The sequence below is a fragment of the Mumia sp. genome (assembly GCF_028803055.1).
Classification (GTDB): domain Bacteria; phylum Actinomycetota; class Actinomycetes; order Propionibacteriales; family Nocardioidaceae; genus Mumia.
This window is the reverse complement of the sequence record NZ_JARBCJ010000102.1, coordinates 1-11,868: the sequence shown is the minus strand read 5'-3', so window position 1 is coordinate 11,868 and position 11,868 is coordinate 1. Positions and strand designations below refer to the sequence as shown.

10 protein-coding genes are annotated in these 11,868 nt (G+C 70.8%); 9 read left to right on the top strand and 1 reads right to left on the bottom strand.

Annotation, left to right across the window (positions count from 1 at the left end; all coding sequences use genetic code 11):
- Positions 1-1,606, bottom strand: a 1,606-nt coding sequence (locus PV363_RS11010) for a hypothetical protein (protein ID WP_301022343.1), incomplete at its 3' end; no start/stop codon positions are given.
- Positions 1,607-1,760: 154 nt separating this feature from the next.
- On the opposite strand from PV363_RS11010, the gene PV363_RS11005 reads away from it, so the two are divergent.
- The 9 genes from PV363_RS11005 to PV363_RS10965 form a co-directional block, all read left to right on the top strand.
- On the top strand, positions 1,761-2,900 hold the full coding sequence (locus PV363_RS11005; RefSeq protein ID WP_220343110.1) for a sensor histidine kinase: 1,140 nt from the start codon (positions 1,761-1,763) through the stop codon (positions 2,898-2,900).
- A complete protein-coding gene (locus PV363_RS11000) occupies positions 2,897-3,547 on the top strand; it encodes a response regulator transcription factor (RefSeq protein ID WP_301022342.1) in 651 nt (216 codons plus the stop codon). The genes PV363_RS11005 and PV363_RS11000 overlap by 4 nt, the downstream gene beginning before the upstream one ends.
- A gap of 131 nt (positions 3,548-3,678) precedes the next feature.
- The gene (locus PV363_RS10995; RefSeq protein WP_301022341.1) at positions 3,679-5,826 is read left to right on the top strand and encodes an MMPL family transporter; all 2,148 of its coding nucleotides are present in this window, start codon (positions 3,679-3,681) and stop codon (positions 5,824-5,826) included.
- Positions 5,823-6,269 carry a hypothetical protein gene (locus PV363_RS10990; RefSeq protein ID WP_220343113.1) on the top strand — a complete coding sequence of 149 codons (447 nt, stop codon included), beginning with the start codon at positions 5,823-5,825 and terminating at the stop codon, positions 6,267-6,269. Before PV363_RS10995 ends, PV363_RS10990 begins: the two co-directional genes overlap by 4 nt.
- A gap of 59 nt (positions 6,270-6,328) precedes the next feature.
- Positions 6,329-6,709 (top strand): YbaB/EbfC family nucleoid-associated protein, encoded by a 381-nt coding sequence (locus PV363_RS10985; RefSeq protein ID WP_308291416.1) that lies wholly within the window; start codon positions 6,329-6,331, stop codon positions 6,707-6,709.
- Between the two features lie 4 nt (positions 6,710-6,713).
- Positions 6,714-7,310 carry a recombination mediator RecR gene (gene recR / locus PV363_RS10980; RefSeq protein WP_220343114.1) on the top strand — a complete coding sequence of 199 codons (597 nt, stop codon included), beginning with the start codon at positions 6,714-6,716 and terminating at the stop codon, positions 7,308-7,310.
- 22 nt (positions 7,311-7,332) lie between these two features.
- The gene (locus PV363_RS10975; RefSeq protein ID WP_220343115.1) at positions 7,333-7,902 is read left to right on the top strand and encodes a DUF5063 domain-containing protein; all 570 of its coding nucleotides are present in this window, start codon (positions 7,333-7,335) and stop codon (positions 7,900-7,902) included.
- 91 nt (positions 7,903-7,993) lie between these two features.
- Positions 7,994-10,054 (top strand): prolyl oligopeptidase family serine peptidase, encoded by a 2,061-nt coding sequence (locus PV363_RS10970; protein ID WP_301022340.1) that lies wholly within the window; start codon positions 7,994-7,996, stop codon positions 10,052-10,054.
- Positions 10,055-10,123: 69 nt separating this feature from the next.
- The coding region (locus PV363_RS10965) for an MDR family MFS transporter (protein WP_301022339.1) at positions 10,124-11,868 on the top strand (1,745 nt) is incomplete at its 3' end.

Sequence of the window (11,868 nt, the reverse complement as noted above, 5' to 3'; positions counted from 1 at the left end):
CATCGATCGCCGCGTCGGCGGGCAGCCAGATCGGGACCGCGGCGAGGATGCGGTCGTCGGAGACGCGGATCAGCGTCTTCCAGGTGCCGTGGACCGGGATCGGCCTGGTCGTCTCCCAGACTCCGGGCGAGGTCTCACGGAGCCGGTCGACGACGACGCCGTCGCCACCGCCCTGCCACGCCGTGATCTGGACCCAGGTCGGGTCGTCGCTGGGGAGGTCGGCCGGGTCGAACGTGACACGCGCCTCGACCGTACGGCTCGCCGGGTCTGCGTCGACGTCGGTGAGCTCGACGCTCGCGGTCGCGTCGGGGACGGTCGCGTACAGCCCGTTGCCCAGTGACACCGCGACCGCGACGATGCCGGCCACGATGATGGTGCGGCACACGGCCTTGCCAGGGATCTCGCCGGTGGTGAGCGCGGTCCCGAACAGTGCCCCGGCCATCCCGGCGAGCACGCCCACCGGGACCGACATGAGGAGTCCTTCGAGCCACATGTCGCTCGTCCACGGAAGGACGAACGCAGCCTCCACCCAGAGACCCTCGAGCGCGAGACCCACGGTGGAGAGCGCGAGACCGGCGACCGCGCCGAACAGCAGGCGACGCCGGTAGAGCGGCGCGACAAGAGCGAGCACCTCGATGACGACCGCGGTGCCCAGGTAGAGCGGGAAGACGTTGTACGCCTCGCCGAGGACAGGCCCGACGATCACCGCGGTGCCGATGCGCACGGCGAGATAGAAGAGTACGGCGAGGACGGCGCCGCCCCTGCCGAGGACGCGCCGTGCCGCGACGAGGGCGAGCCCGGCGGCCGCCGCGATCATCATGGGGTGCAGCGGCTGGCGGAACTGCTGGATGCCGAAGTCGTACTCGACCTGGAAGACCGACAGGCCGATCAGGAGCCCGCCGAACGCGGCGGTGTACGAGATGCGCACCCGGAGCTCCCGCAGCGGCGCAGTGACCTTGCCCTGCGCGAGGTCGCCCTCGCGGAGCAGGATGATGATGCCGATCAACGACAGGCCGGCACCCCCGATGAGCATGATGTGGGTCGGACCCCAGAGCGTCACGTCCTGACCGAAGATGCGGTGCCAGATGTCGTCGAGCGGGAAGCCGATCAGGGCGTACAGTCCGGCGCCGGCCACCAGGAGCCCGCCGACCGGGACGTGCCAGGCGCGGGTGATCTTCACGGCGGCGGGGCCAGGCACCTCGTCGAGGGGCAGCACCATCGCAGTCGCGCCGGCGACGAAGGTCAGGAAGAGGCCGACGAGGATGAGGTAGTGCGCCGGGTTGGCCAGCGGGCCCTCGTCGCGTCCGACTCCCGCGTGCAGGCTGACGTCCCAGATGAAGCCGAGGAACGCGGTGACGAGGGCGATGGCGAGCATCGCTCCCGGGACGGCGACCCAGCCTGGCCGGCCGAGACGCTGCTCGGCACGGTCGCCGAAGCGCTGCAGCCAGGTGATGCGGCGGGTGCGGTGCGCCCACGCGATCCACAGCAGGGCCGCCGAGACGACGACGGCGGCGACGGACATGCCGATGACCTGGTCCAGTGCAGCACCGCCCGCGGGTGGCTGCTCAACGGCGACAAGGGAGGCGAACGGTCCGAGATCGGCCATGCGACGGAGTGTGACATCGGCGATGTCACATGTCAACGGTCACGTACCGCGGGTGCGAACGAATCGCTCCCAGGAGACGCAGGCGTCGCTCGTGGGCGACACCGAGATCGCTCGCCCGGCCCTAGCATCGGGGTGAGAGGAGGACGGGACGGTGATGAGCCTGACCCCACGGAGGACCGACGTGCTGCTGTGCGTCGGTGTCACGGTCGTGCTCGCCGTCGTCGCGAACTCCCACGAGGGCCGTGGGGGTGCGGTCAACCCGCTCGTCTATCTGTGGGCTCTCGGTCTGGGCCTGCTCATGCTCGTACGACGCAGCCACCCGCTGCTGGTGCTGGCACTCACGTCGCTCGGGTTCTTCAGCTACTACGCGGCCGGCTTCCCCGCGATCGGTCTCGCCGTACCGATCGCCGCGGCGCTCTACTCGGCCGCCGAGATGGGTCACCTGCGTGCGGCGATCGTCACGAGCGTGCTCCTCGTCGTCACCGCCACCGGCTACCGGCTGCTGGAGGGCCAGAGCCCGTCGTTCGTCCTCGGCTACGAGCTCAGCGGCGATGCTGCCCTGATCGTCGCGACCATCGCGCTGGGGCACAGCGTCCGGGTGGGTCGCCGCCTCCGGCAGAGGACCGATCAGGTCACGCGGCTGCTGACCCGCCAGGGCGAGCTCGATGACGTCGCCCAGGTGCGCGAGGACCGGATGAGGCTCGCGCGCGAGCTGCACGACTCGATCGGGCACTCGCTCTCGGTCGCCGCCCTCTACTCCGACATCGCTCGCGAGGCGCTCGCCGAGGACGCGCGTCGAGATGCGCTCGACCTCGTCCGATCCTCGATCACCGACGCGTCCGCGCACCTGCGTCAGACGGTCGCCGTCCTCCGCGGTCGGGGACAGTTCGATCCCGCTGCGGGGCTCGACGAGGTCGTCAGCCTGGGCGTCGCGCCGACCGCGGCGGGGTACGCCGTCGACGTGCAGGTCGATCAGATCGACGTGGCGCCCGAGGTCGGTGCCGCGGCGTTCCGTCTTGTGCAGGAGGCGATCACGAACACGCTGCGTCACTCGAACGGGCGCAGCATCAGCGTTCGGATCGGCATGCAGGAGCCCGGACTGCTCGGGGTCCGCGTCGTCGACGACGGGACGGCCGCCGCAGGCCCGCAGATCCAGGACGGGCACGGCCTCAGCGGGATGCGTGAGCGGGTCAGCGCACTCGGTGGAACCCTCGACGTCGACGCGGGCCCGCAGGGATGGGCGGTCGAGGCGTCCATCCCGACGGTCCCGGTGATGAGCGGCGGCTCGTCGTGATCCGGCTGCTGCTCGTCGACGACCAGGTCCTTCTCCGCCACGGTCTGCGCGCGATCATGGAGAACACCGACGACGTCACGGTCGTCGGTGAGGCCAGCGACGGCAGGGAGGCCGTGCGCGAGGCGCGTGAGCTGCGGCCCGACGTCGTCCTCATGGACCTGCAGATGCCGGTGATGTCGGGCACCGAGGCGATCCGCGCGATGCGCGCCGACCCGCTCCTCGGCACGACGCCGGTGCTCGTCCTCACCACGTTCGACGACGAGGACGACGTCGTGGAGGCGATCGCGGCGGGTGCCAACGGCTATCTGCTCAAGGACATCGACGCCGACGAGCTGCGGCGTGCGGTGCGCAGCGCCGCGGACGGGCAGGCCCAGATCGCGCCCGGGGTGCTCCGCCAGCTCATGGACCGCGTCGCGCGGATGCCCACCCGCCGTGCCCGCGAGGAGAGGCTCGCGGGCCTCACTGAGCGCGAGGTCGAGGTGCTCACCCAGGTGGGGCTCGGGCAGACGAACGAGGAGATCGGGACGGCGCTGTTCCTGAGCCCGGAGACAGCGCGCACCTATGTCAGCCGCCTCCTGACGAAGCTCGACGCCCGCGACCGCTCCCAGCTGGTCGTGCTGGCGCACCGTGCCGGTCTCGTCGACTGACGGGGACCCCGAGACCCGTACGCCCAGACGCGACGCGACTGCCGCTCCTGAGGGACTGAGTCGCGCTTCGCGCGCTCCTAGCGTGGTGCGCCGACGAACCTGTCGGGACATCAGCGGAGGACGTGGACACCATGGAGAGACTTGCTCGAGCCTGCCAGCGAGGGCGGTGGTTCGTCGTTGCCGGATGGATCGTCGTCGTGGTGGCGCTGTCGGCCCTGTCGGGGGCGTTCAGCGGTGAGACCAGCGACGACTACGACCTCCCTGGCTCGCCGAGCGACCGTGCCGTCCAGATCCTCGAGGACGGCGGCTTCTCGTCGGACGCGGGCACCCAGGCGCAGCTCGTCCTGCAGCGCGAGGACGGCCTGGACACACCGGCCGGGCGCGAGCAGGTGGCGTCGCTGGTCGACGAGGTCACGGCGCTGGCGCCCGACGCGAGGGTCGGCAGCCCGTTCGCCGCCGACGGAGCACACCAGCTCTCTCCCGACGGCACGATCGGCTACGTCACGGTGGGGCTCCCGACCCAGGACGCCGAAGCCGTCGCCGAGCTCCAGGACGACCTGGACGAGGTACGCGGCTCGTCTGCCACGGACGGCCTGACCGTGGAGGTCGGTGGCCTCGGCGCCGAGCAGGGGCATCGGAGCGGGCCGCCGAGCGAGCTGATCGGCGTGCTGGCGGCGATCGCCATCCTGCTCTTCGCCTTCGGGTCGGTGATCGCGATGGTCCTGCCGATCCTTGTCGGAGTCATCGGAGCTGCCAGCGGGGTGGCTCTCGTCGGTCTCGGTGCCCGGTGGGTCGACATGCCGAGCTTTGCGGCACCCGTCGCGGCGATGATCGCCATCGGCGTCGGCATCGACTACGCCCTGCTCGTCGTCACCCGCTACCGCGAGGCGCTCGCGGCGGGAACCCATCCCGCGCAGGCCGTGACGATCGCGCAGACGACCGCCGGGAGGTCCGTGCTCTTCGCCGGAGTCACCGTGGTCATCGCCTCGCTCGGGCTGGTCCTCATGGACCTCAAGGTGATCACGGGTGTCGCGCTGGGGATCGCCGGAGCGGTGCTCGTCACCATGCTGGCCGCTGTGACGCTGCTGCCGGCGATGCTCACGATCACCGGACGGAGGATCGACCGGCTCTCGGTCCACCGGCGGCGTACGAGGTCGGACGGTGGACGGCTCGCTCGCCGCTGGAGCCGTGTGGTGCAGCGGCGGCCGTGGCCGGCGGCCCTCGCGGCGACCGCCGTGCTGGTCCTGCTCGCCCTCCCGGTTCTCGATCTCCGGCTCGGGTTCTCCGATGCCGGCACGCGCCCGACGACCGACACCGGACGGCGGGCGCACGACCTGGTGGCGGAAGGCTTCGGCCCTGGCGCCAACGGCCCCCTCTTCGTCGCGGTGCAGGCAGCCGACGGCCCCGCCGGCGACGCTGCCGTGGAGGCGCTCGCCGACGCCCTCGAGACGACACCGGGCGTCGCGGCCACCACACCGCCGGTGCTCTCCGACGACGGCGACGTCGCCTTCTTCGAGGTGATCCCGACGACCGGACCGCAGGATGAGGCCACGACCGACCTCGTGCACACGCTCCGCGAGGAGGTGGTCCCGCAGGCGGTGGACGACAGCGGGCTCGAGGTCGCGATCGGTGGAGCGACGGCGGCGGCGGTCGACTTCGCCGACTACACCGCGGAACGTCTTCCGCTCTTCCTCGCCGTCGTCCTCGGTGCCGCGCTGGTGCTCCTCGTCCTCGTCTTCCGTGGATTGGCCGTCGCCGTCAAGGCGGTGCTGGTCAACCTGCTGTCGCTCGGCGCCGCATTCGGGGCGGTGGTGGCGGTTTTTCAGTGGGGCTGGGGCGTGGAGCTGCTCGACCTCGGCGCGAGCGCGCCCGTCGAGGCGTGGGTGCCGATGATGATGATCGCGATCGTCTTCGGTCTGTCGATGGACTACGAGGTGTTCCTCCTGTCCCGGGTCCGCGAGGAGTACGACCGTACGGGCGACAACGCCACGGCCGTGGCCGAGGGCCTCGCGCGCACCGCGCGGGTCATCTCGGCGGCCGCCGCGATCATGGTGTGCGTCTTCGGGAGCTTCGTCCTCGGGTCGAGCCGGGAGCTCCAGCTGTTCGGGTTCGGTCTCGCGTTCGCGATCTTCATCGACGCGACGCTGGTGCGGCTCGTGCTGGTGCCTGCGGTGATGGAGCTGCTCGGCGACCGCAACTGGTGGCTGCCGCGCTGGTTGGACCGTGCTCTGCCGCACCTGACGATCGAGACCTCCCGAGGGCCGCGGGGCGTCCGATGACGAGATATCGGTTCGGGTTGCCGTGGTGGGCGATCCTCCTGCTCGCGGCGCTCTCGCTCCCACGGGTCGTCGTGCACGACCTCGACGTGGACACGGGGGCGTGGGGGCCGGCGCTCCTCGCGATCGGACCGATGCTGGCGTGGGTGGGCGTGGCCCTCTGGACCCGCGTCCCGTCCCCCGTCACGACGCTTCTCGTCGTCGGCACGGTGTACGGGATCGGGCTGGGCATCGGCCACAACCTGATGTGGGACTCGCTTCTCGCCGAGGACCCACGGCTCGGCGGGTCGTGGGAGGGAAGGCTTCCGCGACAGGCCGAGGAGGTGATCATGCGAATCGTCACCGTGGGGAGCAGCGTCGTCACCGGCGCCGTGGTCGGGCTCGTCTCGGGCCTGGTCGCGACCGGGCTGCGCCGCCTCGGCCGGTCCGCACGCTCTCGCCGGTAGGCTGGCCAGTGCACTTCGCGGCGGAGACGCCGCGGTCGTACCAACGTGAGGACGTCTCGGTGATCGGTGATGATTTCGGCGGACCCAACCAGCCCGGAGGCGGCATGCCCGACATGTCGGCCCTCCTGCAGCAGGCCCAGCAGATGCAGGAGCACCTGCTCGCCGCCAAGGACGAGCTGAGCCGGCTGCAGGTCACCGGCCAGGCCGCCAACGGTCTGGTCAAGGCCACGGTGACCGGCACCGGCGAGCTCGTGTCGGTGGAGATCAAGCCCGAGGCCGTCGATCCCTCGGACACCGAGATGCTCGGCGACATGGTCGTCGCTGCCGTCCGTGACGCCAACGGCCAGGCCGAGCAGCTCGCGGCCGAGAAGCTCGGCCCGTTCGCGGGCGGGCTCGGCGGCGAGCCCGGTGGGGGCGCAGCGGGCGCCCTCGGGTTCTGACGCGATGTACGAAGGCGTCGTCCAGGATCTGATCGACGAGCTGGGCCGGCTCCCTGGCATCGGGCCCAAGAGCGCGCAGCGCATCGCGTTCTATCTGCTCGACGCCGATCCGGTCGACGTCCGTCGCTTCGCCGAGGTGCTCACCGAGGTCAAGGACAAGGTGCGGTTCTGCACGACGTGCGGCAACGTCGCCGAGTCCGAGACCTGCCGGATCTGCGCCGACCCACGTCGCGATCCCGCCATCCTGTGCGTCGTGGAGGAGTCCAAGGACGTCGTCGCGATCGAGCGCACCCGCGAGTTCCGCGGCCGCTACCACGTCCTCGGCGGTGCGATCTCCCCGATCGAGGGCGTCGGTCCGGACGACCTGCGCCTCAAGGAGCTCATGCAGCGGCTGTCCGACGGCGCGATCCAGGAGATCATCCTGGCGACCGACCCCAACCTCGAGGGCGAGGCGACCGCGACCTACCTCACGCGGCTCCTCAAGCCCCTGGGGTTGCGGGTGACGCGTCTGGCCAGTGGACTACCCGTAGGCGGTGACCTCGAGTACGCCGACGAGGTCACGCTCGGGCGTGCCTTCGAAGGGCGTCGCTCGGTCGACTGACACCGGCACCGGAGGGGGCGACGTGAGCACGACGAGAGACGACGAGCTGGCCGCGGTGGCTCACGGGTTCGCCGAGGACGTCGATGTGGTGCTGGAGGGCTTTCGCAGCCTGATCGGCATCACCGACGGCGACGAGATGGTGGCCGGTCTGCTCGTCGAGCTGAGCCGGGCGCTCACCGTCGGTGCCCGGATGGCCGCGATGCCGAGGATGGTTCCCCCGGACCGCTACGAGCCCGACAGCGGCCCCGACATCGATCTCGACGACGTCCGGGTGGAGCTGGCCACGGTGCTCGACGGCTTCGACACCTACGTCGAGGTCTTCGACCCCTACGACGATCCCGCCGAACCCTCGGCGTACCGGATCTCCGACGACGTCATCTCCCTGGTCGCCGCGCTCGCGCACGGGATGCAGCACGCCCGCGCGGGCCGTCTGGTCGAGGCGCTGTGGTGGTGGCAGTTCTCCTTCTTCACCTCGTGGGGCGGCGAGACGACCTCGGCGCTGCGGGCACTGCAGTCGGTCGTCGCTCGCGACCGGATCGTCGGCGCCACCCCCGCGATGTCGCCCGAGGAGCCACCGCTCGACCTGCTCTGAGCCACCCGCGGTGGACGCGTGCTTGACGGCTCGTAGAAGGCGGAGCGAGCCACACGGTCGACCGCTGGGGCGTACGCCTAGGCTCGAAACCATGACGCAGACCGACCCGTACCTGTGGCTCGAGGACGTCGACGGCGAGAAGGCGCTCGACTGGGTCCGCGCCCGCAACGCCGAGACCGCCGAGCGCCTCGAGACCAGTGACGACTTCCGTACGACGGAGAAGCAGATCCTCGAGGTCCTCGACTCCGACGCCAAGATCCCGCCGATCGCGAAGGCGGGCGACTGGTACTACAACTTCTGGCGGGACGCGCAGCACGTCCGCGGGGTCTGGCGCCGTACGACCCTCGCGTCGTACCGGACCGACGACCCGGAGTGGGATGTCGTCCTCGACCTCGACGCGCTCGCCGACGCCGAGGACGAGAACTGGGTCTGGCACGGCGCCGCCGTCCTGCGGACCGGGCCGCTCGCCTTCATGCGCGCGCTGGTCTCGCTGTCGCGCGGCGGCTCCGACGCCGACGTGACGCGGGAGTACGACCTCGCGTCGCGTACGTGGGTCACCGACGGCTTCGTGCGCCCCGAGGCCAAGGGTGACGTGAGCTGGATCGACGAGGACACGGTCTTCGTCGAGACCGACACGGGGCCGGGCTCGATGACGGCGTCCGGCTATCCGCGGATCGCGCGGCGCTGGCGTCGCGGAGAACCGCTCGCGGAGTCCGAGGTGGTCTTCGAGGGCGCCCACGAGGATCTCTCGATCGGCGCCTTCCACGACCGCACGCCCGGTTTCGAGCGCGACTGGGTCGTCCGCGCGACGTCGTTCTACACCGCCGAGCGCTACCTGCTCACCGAAGATGACGGTGAGGTCGTGCTGACCAAGCTCGACGTGCCCGACTCCGCCGAGACCAGCGTCAAGCGCGACCAGATGCTCGTCGAGCTCCGCGACGACTGGACCGTCGACGGACGCACGTACGTCGCTGGATCGCTGCTCGCCCTGGGTTTCAGCAGCTTCCTCGACGGAGCACGCGACTTCACCGTCCTCTACGAGCCGACCGGTGACAGTGCACTCGCGGGTTATGTGTTCACCGCCCACCGGCTGGTGCTCGAGCTGATGACCGACGTACGAAGCCGCCTCGAGATCCTCACCCCGCCCGCCGAGCCGGGCGGTGAGTGGGACCGGGTCGCCGCGCGGCACGTCCCCGAGCTCGGCACGCTGCAGGTCGCACCGGTCGATGCCGACGAGGACGACGCGGTGTGGCTCTACACGACCGACTATCTGACGCCTACCACGCTCTCGCTGCTCGACCTCGGCCCACGGGGCGTCAACGCCCGCCCGGTCCCGCTGAAGGCGATGCCATCGTTCTTCGACGCCGACGGCCTCGTCGTCGAGCAGCACTTCGCCGAGTCCGTCGACGGCACGCGCGTGCCCTACTTCGTGGTCCGCCCGCACGACCTCCCGGACGACGGCTCCGCCCCGACGCTGCTCTACGGCTACGGCGGCTTCGAGATCTCGCTGACTCCCTCGTACTCCGGTGGTCTCGGCCGCGCGTGGCTCGAGCACGGCGGCGTGTATGTCGTGGCGAACATCCGCGGAGGCGGGGAGTACGGCCCGACGTGGCACCAGGCGGCGCTCCGCGACCAGCGCCACCGCGCGTACGAGGACTTCGCTGCGGTGGCGCGAGACCTGGTGGAGCGGAGGATCACCTCGCCGCAGCACCTCGGCGCGATGGGCGGATCCAACGGCGGCCTGCTCGCCGGCAACATGCTCACGCAGTACCCCGAGCTGTTCGGCGCGGTCGTCATCCAGGTGCCGCTGCTGGACATGCAGCGCTACCACCTGCTGCTCGCGGGGGCGTCGTGGATCGCGGAGTACGGCGACCCCGACTCCGCCGACTGGGAGTTCCTCGCCACGTTCTCGCCCTACCACCTCTTCGACGCCGACCGGGCCTATCCGCCGGTGCTCTTCACGACCTCCACGCGTGACGACCGGGTCCATCCCGGCCACGCGCGCAAGATGGCCGCGAAGATGCTGGAGGCCGGCAAAGACGTCACGTACTACGAGAACATCGAGGGCGGCCACGGCGGCGCCGCCAACAACGCGCAGGCCGCGCACATGTCGGCGCTGGCGTACCGGTTCCTCTGGAGCCGCCTCTCCTAGACGCCGGACACCTCAGGAGGTGCGGACCCCCCGCCCCTGGTCGAGAATCGCCGCAGGACAGGGGGGACGATGGCGACTCACGCGGAGGAAACCCACGAGGCCGAGCCGCTGGCCCGGGGCAAGGTCTGGGCGATCTTCGGCGGGCTGATGCTCGCGATGTTGCTCGCCGCCCTGGACCAGACGATCGTGTCGACCGCGCTCCCCACGATCGTCCAGGATCTCGGTGGTGCCGAGCACCTGTCCTGGGTCGTGACGGCGTACATGCTCGCGTCGACGGTGACCACGATGCTGTGGGGCAAGCTCGGGGACCTGTACGGCCGCAAGAGCCTCTTCATCACCTGCATCGTGATCTTCCTGGTCGGGTCGGCCCTCGCCGGGACGTCGCAGACGATGGGACAGCTCGTCGCGTGGCGGGCCGTGCAGGGTGCGGGCGGCGGCGGGCTGATGGTGCTGTCGCAGGCGATCATCGGCGACGTCGTGCCACCGCGGGAGCGCGGCCGCTACCAGGGCGCGTTCGGGGCGGTGTTCGGGGTGGCCAGCGTGGCTGGTCCGCTGCTCGGTGGGTTCTTCGTCGACAACCTCTCCTGGGAGTGGGTCTTCTACATCAACCTTCCGCTCGGCGCCGTCGCGCTGGTGGTCGTGACGGCCGTCCTGCCGCGCATCCGCCCAGATCGCGCCGCGAGCGTCGACTATGCCGGGGTGGTCCTGCTGGGGACGGTGGCCACGGCGATCGTGCTGATCACCAGCCTCGGCGGGTCGACCTGGGCCTGGAGCTCGGTGGAGGTGTGGACCACGGGGGTGATCGGCGTCGTGGCCCTGGGGGCATTCGTGCTCGTGGAGCGTCGAGCGCCGGAGCCGGTCCTGCCGCTGCGGCTCTTCGCGAACCGCACGTTCACGACGACGTCGCTGGTCGGGTTCGTCATCGGCTTCGCGATGTTCGGAGCGATCACCTACCTTCCGCTCTACCTGCAGCAGATCAAGGGCTCGTCACCGACCGAGTCCGGGCTGGAGATGCTGCCGATGATGGTCGGGCTCCTCCTGACCTCGATCGGCAGCGGCCACCTCATCACCAAGACGGGTCGCTACAAGGTGTTCCCCATCCTCGGGACGGCGATCACCGCGCTGGGACTGTTCCTGCTCTCTCTGATGGGCCGGGACACGACCACGCTCGAGTCCTCGGGCAGCATGTTCGTCCTGGGTCTCGGCCTCGGCATGGTCACCCAGGTGCTGGTGCTCGCGGTGCAGAACGCCGTCGCCTACCGCGACCTCGGGACCGCGACCTCGGGAGCCACGTTCTTCCGTACGATCGGCAGCTCCGTGGGTGTCGCCGCGTTCGGTGCGGTCCTCACCCGCTCCCTGGCCGACGCCCTCGGGCGCGACACCCCTGCCGACGCCACCGGACGCTGCTCGGGCGACGTGCTCAAGGAGTCGGCTCTCGGGCTCAGGGAGTGCCCACCGCAGGTGCAGAACTGGTTCCTCGACGGCTACGCGGACGCGATCCACGTCGTCTTCCTCGCCGCCGTACCGGTGGCGCTGCTCGCGTTCCTCCTCGCCTGGCTGATCCCCGAGCTCCCACTGCGGCGCACGACCGGGGCCCAGGACGTGGGCGGCTCCGCAGGTCAGTCGTTCGCGCTGCCGTCGAGCCGGACCTCGCTCGAAGAGCTCCGGCTTCACCTCTGGCGGCGCGTCGGTCGCCAGGACCCGCTGCGGATCTACCAGGCGCTCGTCGGCGACCTCGATCTCGGGCTCACGCCGGAGGAGTGCTGGATGGTGACGCGTGCGTCGCTCAAGGGGCCTCGATCCATCGCGACCAT